Raw genomic sequence first — 17,582 nt, forward strand, 5'->3', positions numbered from 1 at the left:
ACCGATAAGGGAATAGCCAGAGGGATTGCGGGTCGTTTGCGCCCGGCAGGAGATTACGACACTTATGAACCGAATTATTCTCGCTGATAACCAGGCAATCTTCCGCGCAGGCGCAGCCAGAATGCTGTCGCTCGAGGAAGACATGCGGATCGTCGCCCAGTGCGAGGACGCGCCCAAGCTCTTCGCCGCCGTCGACGGGCTGCGCGGCTCGGTCGTGCTCCTCTCCTCCAGCCTGCGTCTGGAACTGAAGGATCTTCTCGCCCGCACCCAGGCGGCAGGCAGCCGGACCGTTCTGATCGCCGAGAACGCCGAACTCGTGCCCGAAGAGATCGCTGTGCTCTTCGACGGGATTCTCCACCGCAACGTCGCCGGCAGCGTGTTGGTCGACTGTATCCGCCGCGTCGCTCGCGGCCAGCGCTTTGTGCAGCGCGCCAACGTCACCACCATGCAAAGCTCCGACAGCGTCGGTACGCGCGTCCGCGACCGGCTGACTCCGAAAGAGATGCAGATCGTCGCGCTGATCGTTCAGGGCTGCAAGAATAAAGACATCGCCCAACAGCTCGGCACCAAAGAGCAGGTCATCAAGAACTATCTCCGCAGCATCTACGACAAGTCAGGCGTCTCCGACCGGCTCGAACTGGCCCTCTTCACCATCCACCACCGCGTCCTCGCCGAAGCTGCGGCCAAGGCCGGCCATCTCATCCAGATGAAGTCTGCCTGACAGCCGCAGGATAATCAGCAGAACAGCGTCAAGTTGTAGCAGTAGGCTTTGCAAAGCCTAATTGCCTTTTTCTTGTTCTTCAATTCGTTTTTTGAACTCATCAATATCTAGGCGCGTTTGACTATGAAACGGCTTGTCCTTAGATACAGACCAGAGTTCATTATTAGCTTGGTCGCGTACAGAGAAAACTACGGGGGTAGGCGATACGTCTATATCATTGCCTGGTGGGGTGGGTCTGCCATTGGTGTTTGCTGTGAACCGAAGGACCAAATCGGCGTCCTTTGCGTCCTTCAAGATTTTGAATCGCCCCCACTTACTTAATGCATCGTAGGCACGGTCTGTAATCTCTGAGTGGCCCGTTTGATTGTCAATGTACACGGTTTTTGCAGCTATCACGCTGGCCGGGAGCGGAGGACGTTTGTCCTTCGCATGAATCGGGGACACGATGAGAACGAGGGCAAGTGCTACTTTGCTTGCTGCTTTCATGCGATCTCTCCTTAGAGAACTATAATCCACAGATTTGTGCAGCACACTCACTGCAACCACATAGCAGGCGATATCATTGGGGCCCGCCATGACCAAGGCACAGATACCAGACTCGATTCCGTACACCGCGCCACAGTGCGGACAGCGGGAACAATGCGGACAGCGGGAGTAGTCGCGGTCTAACCGGACGTGTTCTCGCGGGTGGATTTCCTTCTCACAGGTCCGAGGCCCCCGTCTTTACATCCCCATCTGCTCGCTCTGTTTCTCATCCGCCGCACTCGCATGCCCAATCTTCTCCGCAATACTCTTGGCCTGCGTAAACAGCAGCAGATAATCGGGACCACCTGCCTTCGAATCAGTCCCGCTCATATTGAACCCACCGAACGGGTGAGCACCAACCATGGCACCGGTGCACTTCCGGTTGAAGTACAAATTGCCAACGTGGAACTCCTCGCGCGCCCGATCCAGCTTCTCCCGCGAACCCGTGTAGATAGCCCCCGTAAGCCCATACTCCGTGTTGTTCGCAATCCCCAGCGCATCGTCGAAGCTCTTCGACTTGATCACCGCCAGCACCGGCCCAAAGATCTCTTCAAGCGCAATCCGCGCCGTCGGAGCCACATCCGCAATCACCGTTGGAGCGATGTAATACCCGCCCTCCGGCGTTTCGATCGCGTGACCACCGTTCAGTACAGTGCCTTCTTTCTTGCCGATCTCGATGTAATCCAGCGTCTTGCGGTACGCCTTCTCACTGATCACCGGCCCGGTATAAACGTTCTCCGCGGGATCGCCCGTCTTGATCTTCGCCACCCGCTCCTGCAGCCGATCGCAGAACACGTCATAGATATCCGCCGCAACGATCGCCCGCGAGCACGCCGAGCACTTCTGCCCATTGAACCCAAACGCGCTGGCCACCACACCATCCACCGCGGCGTCCAGATCGCAGTCCGCCTCAACGATAATCGAGTCCTTCCCGCCCATCTCCAGAATCGTTCGCTTGATGAACACCTGTCCTGGCTGTGTCTTCGCCGCCCGCTCATGAATCTCCAGCCCCACGGCCTTCGATCCCGTAAACGCAATAAACCGCGTCTGCGGATGCGCCACCACCTCACTGCCAAACTCCGGCCCTTCGCCCGGGCAAAGATTCACAACGCCATCCGGTAGCCCCGCCTCTTCCAGTAGTTCAAAAAACTTCGCAGCAATCGTCGGAGCATCCACCGAGGGCTTCAAGATCACCGTGTTCCCAGTCACAATCGAAGCCGCCGTCATCCCAGCCATGATCGCAAAAGGGAAGTTCCACGGCGGAATCACCGCACCCACGCCCAGCGGAATGTACCGCAACTGGTTGCGCTCACCCGGAAACTGGATCGGCGTCTTCGCCTCACTCAGCCGCAGGGCCTCGCGTCCATAGAACTCCAGAAAGTCGATCGTCTCGCCCACATCGGCGTCTGCCTCGCCCCAGTTCTTACCCACCTCGAACGTCAGCCAGGCGCAAAACTCAAAGCTCCGCTCGCGAATCAGCTCCGCCGCCCGAAACAGCAGCGCAGCCCGCTCAGCCAGAGGCACCTTGCTCCAGCTCAGGAATGCCGTCTGCGCAGCCTTCATCGCACCTTCCACATGCTCGGCAGCGGCGCGTTGATGAATCCCAATCACCTCAGCCGGCCGCGCCGGATTCTTCGAGACGATCTTGCCCGCAGTCTTCAAGCGCTTTCCGCCGATGACAATGTCATACTCGCGGCCAAGCTCGCTCTCGACCTGTGTCAGCGCCTCCTGCATCCTGCGCTTGTTTTCTGCCGTCGAAAAGTCGACAAACGGCTCGTTGGAAAATGGTGTCTTCGGCGAGGTCGCCGGGGCGGAGTGCGTGAGATTCATAGTAGCCATAACGCGTCGATTCTAGCGCGAGTCTTACTCCCTCGTCGCTCGTGAGATAGGGATAATCACAGTGCGTCTCCTATTGGATGCACTGCACAAAGACTTCGATGGAACCGCTCAAAATCAGCTAAGCGCCTTCCGTAAGCTTCTCCGTTGCCTTCGACATCTGCGCCGTCCGTTCCAGTTTGTCCCAATTAAACGGCTTTCCGTCGATCGCGCGCTTCACCGTCTTGAACAACACCACTGAAAACAGCTGCCGATAGGTAAACCGCTGAATCCAGATATGGAACAGCAGCCACCCATCGCCCTTGCTCGCCGGATGCTTCCGCTCCAGCGCAAACGCCAGCGCCGAAGCCGCAAAATCGATCACCAGAAACGCAGCAAAGAAGGCCAGAAGTTTGTAAAAGCTATCCGTCGAGGCCGTCTCCGGATGAAAGTGTTTATCGATGATGTAGTGAAAGACGCCAACCACAAACATCAAATCAATCAGCGGCGACACCAGCGGCAGAACAATCTGGAAGATCAGAATATTCGGCAACGCAAACAGTCCCATCGCCCTGTGTTTGCTGATAGCGCCCTTGTGTTTATAGATTGCCTGCAAGATCCCGAACGACCACCGGAATCGCTGCCGAATCAGTCCATCTGCATTCACGGGAGCCTCAGTAAACGCCAGTGCCTGATCCTCGTAGATCACGCAGTACCCCTGCTCGAGCAGGTTCATCGTAAGGTCGGCGTCCTCTGCCACAGTGTTTGAGTGGTACCCTCCGCCAGCCCTCACCGGCGCAGTCCGCCACGCTCCAATCGCACCCGGAACCACCATAACGACATCAAACAAATCCAGCGCGCGCCGCTCGAAGTTCTGGCTCGTGATGTACTCAAGCGCCTGCCACCGGGTCCACAGATTCACCCGATTGCCGACCTTCGCATTGCCCGCCACCGCCCCGATCTTCGGATTCGCAAAGTGCGGCACCAGCCTCGCAATCGCATCATGCGCAATCACTCCATCCGCATCGATCCCGACGTAAATCTCCTCGTCGAGCCGCTCCAGCGCATAGTTCAGCGCATCCGCCTTACCCCCGTTCGGTTTGCTCATCACCGTCAGCCGACCCGAGGCGATATCTGCCGGATAAGCTTCGCGCGCCACATCAAACGTATTGTCCTTAGAACCATCGTCAATCACGATAATGCGAATGTTCTTGTAGGTCGACATCATCACCGAGCGAATCGTCCGAACGATCACCTTCTCTTCGTTGTACGCAGGAATCAGCACCGCAACCCTCGGCTGATACTCCGGCGTCGCAAAGTTCTTTCTCTTCCGAAAACGGTCGATGATCGCGAATACGCCGATGATGATCAACCGCGCACTCATCAGAATGTCGCCGACGAAGAACACACCCACCACAAAATAGTGGAAGAAACTATAAAAAAAGAATGTGAGCGAATCGGCGCGAGCCTGCCAGCGCTGATGCGGCGTCAACTCCGGCATTACCTCAGCACGCGTCTTACCCACCAGTTCCGACACCGGAACGATCTGGTATCCCTTAGCCTTCAGGGCTTCGATCAGCACAGGCAATGCTGCAATCGTTGCCGAACGGTCCCCTCCGCCATCATGCAACAGAATCACCGAGCCCCGATTCCACGGCTTCGTCTTCATGTCCTCGATCTGTTGAAAGACGCTATCGGTAATCTCCTGCGGAGACTTCCGCGGATGTTCATCCCAATCATTCGTGTCGATCTTGTTGCCGACGATCACATAGCCCAGGCCCTGAATCTTCTCCACCGGCGCAGCCTGATCATTGGTATCCGGTTCCTGGTCGATTGAATAAGGAGGACGGAAGTAAAGCGGCTGCACCCCAAGCTTCGACGCAAATAACCGCTCCGTCAGGTTCAACTCCAGATCCACCTGCCGGTTCGAAATCTCGCTGATGTCCGGATGCGACCATGTGTGATTGCCGATCTCATGGCCCTCGCGAAAGACACGCTGCATCACACCTACATAGTCTTCGGCCACCTCGCCAATCATGAAGAACGTACCCTTCACGTTGTACTTCTTCAGGATGTCCAGAATCTTCGGCGTCCACTCCGGATCAGGCCCGTCGTCGAAGCTAAGCGCAACCTTCTTGTCGTTATAGCCATACTGCTCGACCGTGTACGAGAGCGGGTACGACTGCATCGACTCCTGCGTGACCATCCGGTACTCCAGTGGCACGGAGTCATCATCATCCAGCGTCACCACGCGATCCCCAACCTGCGGCTTACGCGTCACGCGAAGAATGTCGCCCTGACCCTCCGTATCGACGTCGTACCCAGGCTCAACCTGCGCCAGATCCTTCACCGGATCCGAATGCTGCGGATGATCCCAGATCTTCCACATGGAGTTGTCTTCCGAGCCCAGGCGCCACAGCGCATACGTCTGGATGCCCAACTCGCGCGCCGCCCTCATCTGGTTCAACATCGTGACAGAGTCGAGAAACCACACCTGATGACGAACCTGGGCATCCTCGTCGTCGTACGCAAAGTGCACGTTCATCGAGTCGTCGTCGAGGTCAATCTGCGAGTCGGAGTCCGATGCCGCTTGCCACGCATCCTGCGTCGAAAGGTCGTGCGCAGACAAAATCTTTTCAGGAGCCGCCTTCTTCTTCGGCGCTACCTTCTTCGCTCCCGGCTTGCCTACAGGCTCCGGCGGAGGCAGCGCTGTCGTCCAGTCATAGCCGTAGCTACCCAGCGCGCAGATGATCTTCTCCTTAGGAACCGTCTTGAGCACGTTCTTCAGGTTGTCGATGAACCAGTCCTGCGAAGCGATCGGCCCTGGCCCGCTGTCGGTCTGGTGCTCGTCATAGTTCATCAGCAGCAAACCATCGGAGTGGTCCGCCATGAACTTCAAATCCCAATCATCATCGCCTACAGGTGTGTTCACGTAGAGCCGCAGATTACGCGGATGAAAGTCCTCGTACAACGCCGCGATCAAAGCTCTGAAGCCGGGCTGCGCGTTCGTAGGAATCTCTTCGAAGTCAAGCGACAGCCCGCGATAGCTGGGGTTTCCCGCCAGAAAATTATGAATCTGTTGAACGAAGGATGCTCGAGCCGTGTCGCTTGAAAGAAATCCTCCGACCTCCGGCACCCACAGTCCTCGTCTCGGGTCGTAGTTATTCACCAGCGGAAAGATATCAAGGTTTACATGGTTGGCCGCTACCGTTCGCGCAACCTTGCCCTCGCGATCGACTTGATGCACTCCAGTCTTATCCACCACATCGTACGCACGATTGTCCTGGGTATAAGAGACCACCTCGCCGCTCGTCGTAACCACATGCAGCCACTCAGGAAACAGCAGGTCCACCTGGGCAATGTGCTGCTTTAATGAGGAGTAGCTCGCCGGATCATCCTCCACGTAGTAGGCCGCGCGCAGACCTTCGCCCGAGTTCAACGGAACGTCGCCCGGCTTCAAATCGGTCTTCCGATGGGCGGATCGGTGCAGCTTCTGCCCCGGCTTCAACAGTGGAGTCGTCTGGTTCGCCAGCGCCCGGTAGTTTCGCTTCTGCGCCTGCAGAAACAGCTCCGGCAGAGGCTTCATCCTCAGTAGGCCGATGACAAAGACAGTCCCCAGCACCAGTCCCAACAGGGCAAGTACGTCAAAAATTCGGCGCAGCCGCTTCCAGCGCTTGCGTTGTGGATCGTAGAAGACTTGTCTATTCATTGAGTAGTACTGGCGACTCTGCGCATGCGGCTGTGTCCCATCGTATGCAGGTCAAACCCCCGAGTCAACGCATCCAGCGAGAACCTCCTCCCGCAGCAGTATGATGCAAAAGACATGATCAAAGGAAAGCTGAGGACAGTTCTCTGGGCTGCGCTCCCGCTCGCAGCAGGGCTCACCCTGCGCCTTTGGTATGTGCTGCATGCAGGCCGCGTCGAAGGCGACACACTCATCTACGGAAGCATCGCCAAAAACTGGCTCCAATACGGCATCTATGGATTCACCCTTGGGCAGGACATCCCCAAGCCGACGCTGATCCGCCTCCCAGGCTACCCACTCTTTCTCGCCGTCTGCTTTCGTCTCTTCGGCTTCGACCGCTACGTCGCCATCATGTACCTTCAATGCGCGATCGATCTCTGCACCTGCCTCTTGATCTCCGCGCTCTCAGGCAGACTCTTCGGACATCGCTCCGCCAAAGCCGCACTGTGGCTCGCCGTCTTATGTCCCTTCACCGCGATCTACGCAGCAGCCCCTCTCACTGAAACCCTCACCCTCTTCACCATCGCCCTCACCTGGTACAGCCTCGAGCGCTGGCAAAGCACTGGCGCAGCGTTCAACCGGTGGCTCCTCGCGATTACCGTCGCCATGGCCTACTCCGTTCTACTCCGTCCCGAGCAGGGCCTCCTTCCCGCCACAGTCGTCCCGGCGATGATCTGGATCGTCTGGCAAAAGTCCGCACGCCGTCTCTCCCTCCGAAGCCTGCGCCCCATCGCAATCTCAGCCATCTGCGTAGTGCTCCCGTTAGCGCCCTGGGCCATCCGAAACTGGCGCACCTTCCACGTCGTCCAACCGCTGGCCCCACGCAACGCGACCGATCCCGGCGAAAGCGTCCCAACCGGCTTTCAGCACTGGTATCGCACCTGGGCCATCGACTTCGCCTCCACCGAGCAGTTCTACTGGAACTACGACAGCACGGACCTCCGCATCGACGACCTCCCCACGAGGGCCTTCGACTCCGAAGACCAATACGAACGAACCGCCGCTCTCTTATCCGACTACAACCAGAAAAACAACGCCACCCCCGCCTTCGATCAGCGCTTCGAGGCCCTCGCCGAACAGCGCACTCACACCCACCCCCTCCGTTACTACATCGCCCTTCCCGTCGCTCGTCTTACGAACATGCTCTTCCGTCCGCGCCCCGAGATGATGCAGATTGGCCTCGACTGGTGGAACTGGCATGAATACCGCGGCAAAACCCTCCTAGCCTACGCCTCCGCAGTGCTAAACCTCGCCTACTTTCTTCTGGGCGGCATCGGACTCTGGCTCTGGCGAAAGAACCCAGGGACCTACCACGCACTCGCCTGTGCGATGACAGCCTTCTTCGTTCTGCGCTGCGCCTTGCTCCTCACCCTCGACAACTCCGAACCCCGCTATACCCTGGAGTTCTTCCCCCTGCTAATCGTCTGGGCAAGCTGCATCTTCCGCGAGGCCGACTCCAGGCAGCCGGCAACGCCCAGCTGAAATCGCAGCCCGACTCAGCCAAACCCTCAATCCCTGCACCTTACAATCCGAACAGCGGCTACACTAGCTCCCATGCTTCAGCCCTATCGCGACCGCTTCAACGCGCAGTTCACGTCGTCCAAATACGAAGAACTCCTCGCCCACCTCAACCGCCGCACCCGAACCAGCGTAGACTTCCGCGTGGCCGAAACGCCCTGCTTCTTACCAAACTCCCTCATGGAAGAGTTCTCGCAAACCGGAGCCCAGCTCACCCATCAGCTTCTCGACAACCCCGCCTACCTGCAGGCCTCCGAGCAGTGCGTCCCCGCGCGATACCGCATGCCCAACGAGAACCCGCAGCCCAACTTCATGACCGTAGACTTCGGCCTCGTCCGCAACTCCGACGGCACTTTAAGCCCGAAGCTCGTCGAACTCCAGGCCTTCCCGTCCATCTTCGGCTATCAGGACATCCTCTGCCGCCAGTACATCGAAACCTACAACCTCGACCCCACCTTCAGCTGGCACCTCGGCGGCCTCAACGAGCAGACCTACTGGCAGCTTCTCAGCAAAGTAATCCTCAACAACCACGCCCCCGAAAACGTAATCCTCCTCGAGATCGACCCCGACCACCAGAAGACTCTCCCTGACTTCCACATCTACGAGGACAAACTCGGAATCGCCACCGTCGACATCACCACCCTCATCAAACGCGGCAATCGTCTCTTCTACCATCGCGACGGCCGCGAGATCCCCATTCATCGTATCTACAACCGCGCCATCGTCGACGAGCTCGAGCGCAACAACATCAAGCTCCCCTTCGACTACCGCGACGAGCTCGACGTCGAGTGGGCCGGCCATCCCAACTGGTACTTCCGCATCAGCAAGTTCTCGCTCCCGTACCTCGACCACCCCTCCGTCCCCAAAGCCGTATTCCTCGACGACTGGTACGCCCGCCCATCTCTCTCAGGCCTCCCCAAAGACCGCGATCAGCTCCTCCTCAAACCTCTTTACTCCTTCGCAGGGAAGGGAATTCAGTTCGCTCCAACCGACGACGACCTCAACGCCATTCCACCCGACCAGCGTCACCTCTACCTCTTACAGCAACGCGTCTCCTTCGAACCCGTCATCGACACTCCCCACGGCCCCACCCAGGCCGAGATCCGCATCATGTACCTCTGGCCCGACGGCGGAGCCCTCCAGCCGGCCATCGCCCTCGTCCGCCTCGGACGCGGTCTGATGATGGGCGTAGACCACAACCGCGACCGGCTTTGGGTAGGAGGCTCTGCCGCGCTGTGCCCATTGGGGTAACCTTCCATTCATAAAAATGCTGCCGCTTGGGAAAAGCTGGGGTAAACTCCACAGTGTCAGTCATTGGCGGGTTTGCGCGTTTATGTCCTATCTGCAATTCAGGTCCGGAGGAGGTCGAGTGGCTCAGTGGCAGATGCCAAATGGGGAAAATCCAGTTCGTACCGCAGTACGTTTCCCTATGAGACTCCCGATTAGGGTACAGACGGAGAACGGCGAACTGGACGCGATGACCGAGAACATCTCGGCCAATGGGCTGCTTTTTGTAAGTGATCAGTTGCCGCGGGTGGATAGCAGAATTGAGTTCACGATAGCAATGCCCGCTGCAGTCATGGGCGCCGCAAACGATGTCACCATTCATTGCATTGGCCGCGTCGTACGCCACTATTTGCAGAATGGAACGAAAAAAGCCGCCGCTGTGATCGACGAATATTCTTTAAAGGCTTGATCTATGACCGTAGTTAATTTTGACCCAATCCGAAGCAACGATGACCTTCCAGAAGAGGAGTCCACTCCTACCGCGGGAATTCGTGTCATCCTCGCAGACTCGCAGGCGATCTATCGCGTGGGAATGAAGAAGGTCTTTGCGCTCGAAGACGACATCCGCGTCGTCGCCCAGGTGGAAACGCTCCAGAACCTCTACGCCGCTCTCCAGCGCTACCCCACCGACGTCGTTCTCCTCGAGGGCCAGCTCATCTCCGGCACCATCGACGCCATCCCCGAGCTCGTCCGTCAGGCCCCCGAAGCCAAGCTCATCGTTCAGGTCACCGAGTCCGACGAGTCCAACACCGTCGAGCTCTACCGCCGCGGCGTTCGCGGAGTCGTGCCCCGCTCCATCTCCCCCGATCTCCTCGTCAAATGCGTCCGCAAGATCGCCGAGGGCGAGACCTGGATCGACAACCAGTCCATCAGCTGGGTCATCGAGGCCTACCGCTCCCAGGCCACCAGCCTCACCGACCCCAAGGTCCAGCCCAAGCTCTCCAAAAAAGAGCTGGCCATCATCAGCTGCATCACCCGCGGCATGCGTAACAAAGAGATCGCCTACCAGATCGGCACCACCGAGCAGGTCATCAAGAACTATCTGCGCAAGGTCTACGACAAGCTCGGCGTCTCCGACAGACTCGAGTTGGCCCTCTACTGCCTGCACCACGAGCTGCTCAAGAAGTATCTGGGCGATGCCGAAGGGCAGATGGCGCCCCACACGGAGCCCTCGCAACCCCTCCGCGCCAAGATGTAAACCAATCACCGGCCCTGTTCGGACCGGGCACTCCTAAGGTCGGTTCGCGGAAGAAATTGTCCGCGCGCGTTTCTCGGCACCAACCATCATCTGCGGCAACGCTGTTCAGGTTAGGGGGAAATCCCTGAAAATCTTCGCCACCTTGCCCGGCTTCTCGAGACACTCCTCTACGAAAAAGCAGAACTCGGGTCAGCTAAACTAGAACTTCCCCTCACGGGAAGCCGCATGCCAGCCGAAATCATTCTCCAGCAAACCCCGGAAGACGCCGCCCTCCTCGACAAACGAGAGCAACTTGCCATCGTTCGCACCACGCTCGCCGAGCGCGAATCCGAGCTTGCCCAAATCCGAGCCCAGCTCAAGACCTTCGAAGGTCGATACCTCCGCCAGGTCGGCATCCTCTACGCCGAACTCGACGACCTGGAAGCGCGCATCGCCGAGCGCGAAGTCGACCTCTACGACTCCGACTCCGCCCGCCGCCACGCCGAAGAAACCCGCCAGCGCGCGCAGGAAACCCACGATGCCGCATTTGGCGATGCCCGCGAAGCCGAAGAGTTCGACCCACCGCCCAGCCTCAAGACCCTCTTCCGCGATGTCGCTAAACGCATCCACCCCGACTTCGCGCGCGACGACGCCGAGCAGAACCACTTCACCCTGCTGATGGCTCGCGCCAATCAGGCGTACAGCCGTGGCGACACCGAAACCCTGCAGCGTCTGCTCGACGATCACCGCGAAATCAACGCCTCCATCGCCGGCGAAGGCGCCGCCGCAGAGCTTCTCCGCATCACGCGCCAGCTCCAGCACGCCGAGCGCGACATCGCCACCTTGGACGCCGAGAGGCGGACGCTGCTCGCCAGCGAAATCGCTCAACTTCACCTCGACGCCGAAGCCGCCGCCCGCGAGCACCGCGACTTCCTCACTGAGCTAGCCACCAGCCTTCGTGAACAGATCGCCGATGCCCAGCGCCGCTTCGAGCTTATCGACCGCCAGATCAGCGCTCATGGAAGATAGCGGCCATGGACGATAGACCCAAGGCCGGCCTGCAGCACATCCCTACCGGAGCCGCGTTGTCGCTCCATTCCACGCGTTCCAGCATCATCGCGCGCGGCCGCCGCGACGCTGCCAACGCGGCCTCCAACCCGCACTATCGGCAGGCCGTCACCGACTTCAACGCCGGCAACTTCACCGCAGCCGCAGCCGGCTTCCAACTCGCTGCGGAGCAGAGCCACGCCGAGTCGCAGTACCTCCTCAGCACCATGTACGACGCGGGTCAGGGCCTCCCGCAAGACAACACCCAGGCCGCCTACTGGGAGCGCAAAGCCGCCGAGCAGGGACATGCCTACGCGCAGGCCAACCTCAGCTTCCGTTTCTACGCCGCCGCCAACTTCCCGGAAGCTTTCGCATGGTGCGAGCGCGCCGCCCACAGCAACCTCGCCTGGGCCCAATACAACCTCGGCCTCATGTATCGCAAGGGTGAAGGGGTCCAGCAAAGCGATCGTGAAGCCGCCCACTGGTATCGCCTGGCAGCCACCCAGAACTTTCCCGAAGCCCAGCAGAAGCTGGCCGACCTCTACTACACCGGCCAGGGACTCCCACTCAGCCACACGCAGGCCGCCGCGTGGTATCGCAAGGCCGCCGATCACGGAAACGCTGAAGCCCAGTTTCAGCTTGGCCACCTCTACGCCATCGGCCAGGGCGTTGAGCACGACTACACTCAGTCCCGCCATTGGATTCGTCAGGCCGCGCTTCAAGGCCACGAACAGGCTCTGCGCGAACTCAAGCGCCGCGAATACCGCGACCCATAACTCTCGCTTCAACACTCGATGATCTTCACCGCCGTCCGCCCACCCGCAGTAGTCAGGCGTCCTAATTTGACGCGGCTTCTGCAGCGTTCCTATACTTCATCACGCTCGAAACGGCGGTTCAAGGAGGAAGTCTATGTCAAAGCGTTTGCTGTTGGTCATTCTCTTGATTGCCGCCGCTACTGGCGGGTATGCACAAGACGCATGGAAGAAAGGTCATCAACCCACTCTCGTTCCGCAACAGAGCGGCACGACGCAGCTGCTGATTGCCGTCAGTCCGGTGAACTCCCGCGTCGTCTGGGCAGCCGGGACCGGCGGTACGTACGTGGTAACGACCGACGGCGGTTCGACCTGGAGATCCGGCGTAGTGCCGGGAGCCGAAAGTCTGCAATTTCGCGATGTGCAGGGCGTAAGCGATCGCGTCGCTTATCTCATGTCGATCGGGAACAACACCGGAGATTTTCGCATCTACAAGACGGAAGACGCCGGCGCGAACTGGACCATTCAGTTTACGAATAAGACGGCGAACGCCTTCTATGACTGCTTCGCCTTCTGGGGGCCTGATCGCGGCGTCGCGCACAGCGACTCAGTCAACGGAGTATTTCCCGACATTCGCACCAACGATGGCACGACCTGGCTCTCCATCGCCCGCGCTATGCCACTTGCCTTGCCAGGCGAAGCTTCGTTCTCCTCCAGCGGAACCTGCATCACTACGGAAGGATGGCAAAACGCCTGGATCGCCACCGGCGGCTCAACCATCGCTAGAATCCTGGCGACTCGGGATGGCGGCTACACCTGGAATGCGTATGACACTCCGTTCGTGAGCAACGCCAATGCTGGCGCCTTCTCGGTAGCTTTCCGCGATCCATGGCGCGGCATTGTAGGTGGCGGCGACTTGACCAACGACAGCGCCACGCAGGCGGCCACCTCGGATAATGGCGGCCAAAAATGGACCCTCACCACCAAACCGCCCATTTCGGGAGCGATCTTCTGTCTCGCCTATGTGCGCGGCGTTGAACACAACGACGATTGGCGTCATCGCGACGACTTCGACCATGAACACGACCGCAGTGTGGTGATCACAACTGAGACTCAGCCGAACTTCTCCTCCGGCGCAGCCGCCTGGAGTCCGGATGAAGGACAAACCTGGATCGCACTGCCGACCGTGAGCGGATATTGGGCAGTCGCTTTTGCGAATCCCGAATCCGGATGGTTCGTCGGTAACAACGGCCAGATTTTGAAGATCAGTTTCTAGTGCCCTGGTCTCTTTCACACGAGACAACAATGCGTTGCATTAGCGTGATCTCTTCGCACGAGGGTGATCCCGTCTGTCAAGTCTCAAAACATCCTAACTCGTTGACACTAAAGGATATCCACGTGGCGCATGAGTTTCTCTCCGCCAGCTATACTTAAAAACAGAAGAAGAATGCGAGCGAAATTTGGGATTTTGATTTGTGCCAATGATGGGCATCGCTAAGTAGCTCAAACAAAGTATTTTAGCCGCAACCTCTTTATAATGAATATTTTGCACGGATGCACCCCTCGTAAGCTGCTGAAAAGAAGTATTTTACGCGCAAAATAAATGATTATATGTTTCACGTAGGACATTGAAACTAAATCAGATAAATACTACGAATAGTTTTTGACCCTGCTTAAACCACTTATCTGAAAGGGTTTCCTGTGTCCAAAAACGATTTCCTGAAACTCGAAAATATTACTTTGCCCCCATCCAGCAGGTTTTTTGGCCACATACTGGTGGGAGGATGCCTTCTTTCAAGTTCCCTTATTCTGAATGGTCCCTCGATATCACTCCAGCCTTTCCAGAAGGACAAACCGTTTTCAGACCAATCGTCGGAGCGAAGCTGAGGAACGAGTCCAAAGAAACAGATGCGTTCTTTGGTTTGGTGGACACAGGTGCGGATTATTGCATGTTTCCTTCGGAGTTCTTAGAGTCGCTGGGGCTTAATAAAGATAAGTTGCCATCAGGCACCGCATCGGGAGTTGCTACCGACCGTACTATAAGATTCGCGACTATCACGCTTGAGATTGACCAATTAGGACTTCTCCGCGTGTACGCAGGTTTTTCCGATAATTTGAACGGACAAGGTCTAGGAATGTTGGGCCACGTGGGGTTTCTGGATCGTTTCAGACTGACATCCGACCCTCAGTCACGGGTATTTGAACTTGAGGAATTGCCCAATGTCTGAAGACATTATGTTCGACAAAGACAAGTTTGAAGCCGTTCTCAAACGGATGATTGACGCGAAGCCGACCACGTTCAAAGAGGCAGTTGCAAAGCCTAAATTGAACAAAGATGGATCGCCGCGCAAGAAGAGATTTGTCCAGAAAATGGACAAACCCCTCCCTAGAGATGCAGACAAGGTTTAGAGGAGGATGAGTCTTTAGGTTGAAAGCTTCAGGGAAGTAGGCGGGAATGTGTCGCTAAATTTTTTATTGGCCTCAATCCAGTCACACCACACCATACGACGCTGGAACTGATCGTCTCCGATTTGGTCAACAGTCATTTTTGGCCCACCAGATTTCAAAACAACCACGTCTCCAGGTTGAAATTCTTCACTCATTTAGATTTCTCCGCAATTAGAAGGATTAGGGAACAACACATGATAAACACGCCAAACGAGTTCAGCATAGGGCAAAAAGTAAGGCTCAACAGCGGCAGTCCAGATCTCACTGTGATTGAAACAGGCGAACGAACGAAGGTTGAATGGCTAGATGGACCAAACAAGCAGACGAGTACATTCCTGCCAGTTTGTCTCACTGCACTCTAAGGCGCAATCCGTTTAGAAGATCAGGTCTTTGTATGGCAATGGCTTTCTAGTTGCCATGTTCTCAAGCGTCATGTTGAACAACCAAGGTTGTAGGCCGCGACGGTTATAACGCCAGCAGAACTCACCAAGGTATCTATCAAGGTGATCGGCTGATAGCTGGTGATAGTTGCCGACCAAACCCCGTTTGAACAACGAAAACGCATTCTCTACCGTTTGTGTTGAAGTCCAGTTCTTCTTGTAGAGTTCGTGCTTGTGGATGCCGACCACATGCCGATCTTTAGGAAACATCGACTTGTACTTGCTATCCCCGTCGGTCACAACCTTCTCAGTTTTCTTGTCTAGTTTGTCCCTGAGAACATGTCGTACATGCCAGTCTTTGGAAGACTTCACACGCTGTAGATGAATGCTCCCGTCACGTTCCGCGATACCCACAACAACGGTTTTAGCTTTCTTGCCACCCTTTACGCCTTGACCACGTCTACGGCCACCCACATAAGTCTCGTCAATCTCTACTGTGACCGACTCACCACCAAGTTTCATTGATTTAGGCTCTTGCATGGCTTCTCGGATTCGGTGGCAAAGATGCCACGCTGTCTTGTAGGTAATCCCGAGATGCCGTGCCACCTGACTAGCAGAGATACCTTTCTTAGCCTCAGTCATTAGGGTGATCGCCATGAACCATTTAGTAAGCGGAAGATGTGAGTCATGAAAGATCGTATTGGCTGTCGGGCTAAAGTGAAGGCCACAATCAGCGCATTCAAACTTTCGGTATACCTTGCGTGTTGTGCCTTTGGTTTCAATCAAATAGCACTTGTCATGATCGCAAGCTAAACACCGCACCCCATTCGGCCATCTTGTCTTGATCCAGAACGCAAGGGCCATCTCTTCATTAGGAAAAGTCTTAGCAAGGGAGTAGAGATTCATGATGCGCCTCATCAGTGACAGCAACGGAGAAATTGATTGGAAAGAGACGATTATTGCCAGTCTTCTTTTAGAGCGGCAGCAAATTGCTTGTTCGCTTCCACGCGACATTGCAAGAAAGTCTGGGATGGCTTCTGACCCTGAATTATGTTGGCAAGGATTAGATTCGTACTGATACGGATCAACTGGGCGAGTGCATCGGTATCTTGAACGGTTGCAAGTTTCGGTGCCTTCATTCGGTCGTCTCTAAAAGACAAAACAATTATGTGCTCTGACTCAACCTACGTCAAGCATATAATCATTGCAAAATACCCCACCCCCCCAGGGGGTACTCGGGTACCCAAGCTGACACAATCATCGTCATAAAGATGTATTCTTCTGCTGGCAGAAGGAGTCGATAACACAACCCATGGGAATCGCAACCTCAACGCTGAATCTGGCACAAGGCAAGCTGAACGTCGCCGCACCCTACCTCATCGAACAAACCTGGGCGGGCTATACCCCGGAGCAGCACGCCGTCTGGAGCGAACTCGTAACGCGCCGCATGCCCCAGCTTCGCGAGCACGCCTGCCAGGAGTATCTCGACGGCTTCCAGCAGATTGGACTCCGCGAAGACCAGCTGCCCAACCTCTCCGAGGTTAGCGCGCTCCTCCAGCCTCGCACCGGCTGGCAGTCCACCCCGGTCAGCGGCTTCCTCCCCGCCGCCGCCTTCTTCGAGATGCTGGCCGCCCGTATGTTCCCCACCACCACCTGGCTCCGCTCGCGCGACTCCATGGAGTACACCCCAGAGCCGGACATCTTTCACGACGTCTTCGGCCACGTCCCCATGCACGCCCACCCCGTCTTCGCCGACTTCCTCGAACACTACGGCAAGGTCTGCGCCCGCCTCACCGACCCGCAAGCGCTTGAGCGCATGGGCCGCCTCTTCTGGTTCACCGTCGAGTTCGGCCTCATCCGCCAGAACGGCGAGATCAAGGTCTACGGCAGCGGCCTCATCTCCTCCCACGGCGAGTGCTCCCGTGTGCTCGCCGGAGGATGCGAGGTCAAGGACTTCAACCTCGACGCCGTACTCAACCAGGAGTTCCAGACCAGCGAGATGCAGCCCGTCCTCTACGCCGTCGAGTCCTTCGATCAGATCTACGAGGCAACCAAGCAGGCCGAAAGCAGGCTGGCCTGAGACCATTGAGATCATATTGGTGTAATTGACGGGGAGCGTCCGGAAGACATGCGGTCCTTCATCATTCAAACAAAGAGAAGCGGCTGG

Annotated in this window: 17 protein-coding genes; 12 read left to right on the forward strand and 5 right to left on the reverse strand. The window is 57.2% G+C overall.

Features of this window, described 5'->3' with window-relative positions; translation table 11 throughout:
• Window positions 1–64 precede the first annotated feature (64 nt).
• Complete coding sequence (locus tag RBB81_RS14585; protein ID WP_179582802.1) at window positions 65–721, forward strand: response regulator transcription factor; 657 nt, start codon at window positions 65–67, stop codon at window positions 719–721.
• Window positions 722–778: 57 nt separating this feature from the next.
• Here the strand turns inward: RBB81_RS14585 and RBB81_RS14590 are convergent, their stop codons facing one another.
• The 3 genes from RBB81_RS14590 to RBB81_RS14600 form a co-directional block, all read right to left on the reverse strand.
• Complete coding sequence (locus tag RBB81_RS14590; RefSeq protein ID WP_179582804.1) at window positions 779–1,207, reverse strand: hypothetical protein; 429 nt, start codon at window positions 1,205–1,207, stop codon at window positions 779–781.
• A gap of 237 nt (window positions 1,208–1,444) precedes the next feature.
• On the reverse strand, window positions 1,445–3,085 hold the full coding sequence (gene pruA, locus RBB81_RS14595) for an L-glutamate gamma-semialdehyde dehydrogenase (RefSeq protein WP_353071144.1): 1,641 nt from the start codon (window positions 3,083–3,085) through the stop codon (window positions 1,445–1,447).
• Window positions 3,086–3,203: 118 nt separating this feature from the next.
• A complete protein-coding gene (locus tag RBB81_RS14600) occupies window positions 3,204–6,770 on the reverse strand; it encodes a polysaccharide deacetylase family protein (RefSeq protein WP_353071145.1) in 3,567 nt (1,188 codons plus the stop codon).
• A 114-nt stretch (window positions 6,771–6,884) separates the two neighbouring features.
• Between RBB81_RS14600 and RBB81_RS14605 the strand changes: the two genes are divergently transcribed.
• The 9 genes from RBB81_RS14605 (at window position 6,885) to RBB81_RS14645 (ending at window position 14,996) form a co-directional block, all read left to right on the forward strand.
• A complete protein-coding gene (locus RBB81_RS14605) occupies window positions 6,885–8,288 on the forward strand; it encodes an ArnT family glycosyltransferase (RefSeq protein WP_353071146.1) in 1,404 nt (467 codons plus the stop codon).
• Window positions 8,289–8,360: 72 nt separating this feature from the next.
• Window positions 8,361–9,575: a hypothetical protein gene (locus RBB81_RS14610; protein ID WP_353071147.1), complete on the forward strand. Its 1,215-nt coding sequence runs from the start codon at window positions 8,361–8,363 to the stop codon at window positions 9,573–9,575.
• Window positions 9,576–9,693: 118 nt separating this feature from the next.
• Window positions 9,694–10,020, forward strand: coding sequence for a PilZ domain-containing protein (locus RBB81_RS14615; RefSeq protein WP_353071148.1), 327 nt, complete (start codon window positions 9,694–9,696; stop codon window positions 10,018–10,020).
• Window positions 10,021–10,023: 3 nt separating this feature from the next.
• Window positions 10,024–10,809 (forward strand): response regulator transcription factor, encoded by a 786-nt coding sequence (locus tag RBB81_RS14620; protein ID WP_179582812.1) that lies wholly within the window; start codon window positions 10,024–10,026, stop codon window positions 10,807–10,809.
• 225 nt (window positions 10,810–11,034) lie between these two features.
• Complete coding sequence (locus RBB81_RS14625; protein WP_353071149.1) at window positions 11,035–11,817, forward strand: hypothetical protein; 783 nt, start codon at window positions 11,035–11,037, stop codon at window positions 11,815–11,817.
• A 5-nt stretch (window positions 11,818–11,822) separates the two neighbouring features.
• On the forward strand, window positions 11,823–12,611 hold the full coding sequence (locus RBB81_RS14630) for a tetratricopeptide repeat protein (RefSeq protein ID WP_353071150.1): 789 nt from the start codon (window positions 11,823–11,825) through the stop codon (window positions 12,609–12,611).
• 133 nt (window positions 12,612–12,744) lie between these two features.
• Window positions 12,745–13,863 carry a hypothetical protein gene (locus tag RBB81_RS14635; protein WP_353071151.1) on the forward strand — a complete coding sequence of 373 codons (1,119 nt, stop codon included), beginning with the start codon at window positions 12,745–12,747 and terminating at the stop codon, window positions 13,861–13,863.
• Between the two features lie 508 nt (window positions 13,864–14,371).
• Complete coding sequence (locus RBB81_RS14640) at window positions 14,372–14,815, forward strand: aspartyl protease family protein (protein WP_353071152.1); 444 nt, start codon at window positions 14,372–14,374, stop codon at window positions 14,813–14,815.
• Complete coding sequence (locus tag RBB81_RS14645) at window positions 14,808–14,996, forward strand: hypothetical protein (RefSeq protein WP_353071153.1); 189 nt, start codon at window positions 14,808–14,810, stop codon at window positions 14,994–14,996. The genes RBB81_RS14640 and RBB81_RS14645 overlap by 8 nt, the downstream gene beginning before the upstream one ends.
• A 14-nt stretch (window positions 14,997–15,010) precedes the next feature.
• Here the strand turns inward: RBB81_RS14645 and RBB81_RS14650 are convergent, their stop codons facing one another.
• Both RBB81_RS14650 and RBB81_RS14655 read right to left on the reverse strand, forming a co-directional pair.
• Complete coding sequence (locus tag RBB81_RS14650; protein ID WP_353071154.1) at window positions 15,011–15,190, reverse strand: YodC family protein; 180 nt, start codon at window positions 15,188–15,190, stop codon at window positions 15,011–15,013.
• Between the two features lie 219 nt (window positions 15,191–15,409).
• Window positions 15,410–16,321: an IS1595 family transposase gene (locus RBB81_RS14655; protein ID WP_353071155.1), complete on the reverse strand. Its 912-nt coding sequence runs from the start codon at window positions 16,319–16,321 to the stop codon at window positions 15,410–15,412.
• Between RBB81_RS14655 and RBB81_RS14660 the strand changes: the two genes are divergently transcribed.
• Both RBB81_RS14660 and RBB81_RS14665 read left to right on the forward strand, forming a co-directional pair.
• Window positions 16,320–16,493 (forward strand): hypothetical protein, encoded by a 174-nt coding sequence (locus tag RBB81_RS14660; protein WP_353071156.1) that lies wholly within the window; start codon window positions 16,320–16,322, stop codon window positions 16,491–16,493. The two genes, RBB81_RS14655 and RBB81_RS14660, sit on opposite strands and share 2 nt — an antisense overlap.
• A 234-nt stretch (window positions 16,494–16,727) precedes the next feature.
• Complete coding sequence (locus tag RBB81_RS14665; RefSeq protein WP_353071157.1) at window positions 16,728–17,495, forward strand: phenylalanine 4-monooxygenase; 768 nt, start codon at window positions 16,728–16,730, stop codon at window positions 17,493–17,495.
• Window positions 17,496–17,582: the final 87 nt, after the last annotated feature.

The sequence above is a fragment of the Tunturibacter gelidoferens genome (genome assembly GCF_040358255.1).
GTDB lineage: Bacteria > Acidobacteriota > Terriglobia > Terriglobales > Acidobacteriaceae > Edaphobacter > Edaphobacter gelidiferens.

Excerpts from the sequence above, each read along its gene's own strand:
- RBB81_RS14645 (WP_353071153.1), top strand. The coding sequence starts at position 14,808 with ATGTCTGAAGACATTATGTTCGACAAAGACAAGTTTGAAGCCGTTCTC.
- RBB81_RS14605 (WP_353071146.1), top strand. The coding sequence starts at position 6,885 with ATGATCAAAGGAAAGCTGAGGACAGTTCTCTGGGCTGCGCTCCCGCTC.
- RBB81_RS14620 (WP_179582812.1), top strand. The coding sequence starts at position 10,024 with ATGACCGTAGTTAATTTTGACCCAATCCGAAGCAACGATGACCTTCCA.
- RBB81_RS14635 (WP_353071151.1), top strand. The coding sequence starts at position 12,745 with ATGTCAAAGCGTTTGCTGTTGGTCATTCTCTTGATTGCCGCCGCTACT.
- RBB81_RS14600 (WP_353071145.1), bottom strand. The coding sequence starts at position 6,770 with ATGAATAGACAAGTCTTCTACGATCCACAACGCAAGCGCTGGAAGCGG.
- RBB81_RS14660 (WP_353071156.1), top strand. The coding sequence starts at position 16,320 with ATGATGCGCCTCATCAGTGACAGCAACGGAGAAATTGATTGGAAAGAG.
- RBB81_RS14625 (WP_353071149.1), top strand. The coding sequence starts at position 11,035 with ATGCCAGCCGAAATCATTCTCCAGCAAACCCCGGAAGACGCCGCCCTC.
- RBB81_RS14640 (WP_353071152.1), top strand. The coding sequence starts at position 14,372 with ATGCCTTCTTTCAAGTTCCCTTATTCTGAATGGTCCCTCGATATCACT.
- pruA (WP_353071144.1), bottom strand. The coding sequence starts at position 3,085 with ATGGCTACTATGAATCTCACGCACTCCGCCCCGGCGACCTCGCCGAAG.
- RBB81_RS14650 (WP_353071154.1), bottom strand. The coding sequence starts at position 15,190 with ATGAGTGAAGAATTTCAACCTGGAGACGTGGTTGTTTTGAAATCTGGT.
- RBB81_RS14610 (WP_353071147.1), top strand. The coding sequence starts at position 8,361 with ATGCTTCAGCCCTATCGCGACCGCTTCAACGCGCAGTTCACGTCGTCC.
- RBB81_RS14585 (WP_179582802.1), top strand. The coding sequence starts at position 65 with ATGAACCGAATTATTCTCGCTGATAACCAGGCAATCTTCCGCGCAGGC.
- RBB81_RS14590 (WP_179582804.1), bottom strand. The coding sequence starts at position 1,207 with ATGAAAGCAGCAAGCAAAGTAGCACTTGCCCTCGTTCTCATCGTGTCC.
- RBB81_RS14630 (WP_353071150.1), top strand. The coding sequence starts at position 11,823 with ATGGACGATAGACCCAAGGCCGGCCTGCAGCACATCCCTACCGGAGCC.
- RBB81_RS14665 (WP_353071157.1), top strand. The coding sequence starts at position 16,728 with ATGGGAATCGCAACCTCAACGCTGAATCTGGCACAAGGCAAGCTGAAC.
- RBB81_RS14655 (WP_353071155.1), bottom strand. The coding sequence starts at position 16,321 with ATGAATCTCTACTCCCTTGCTAAGACTTTTCCTAATGAAGAGATGGCC.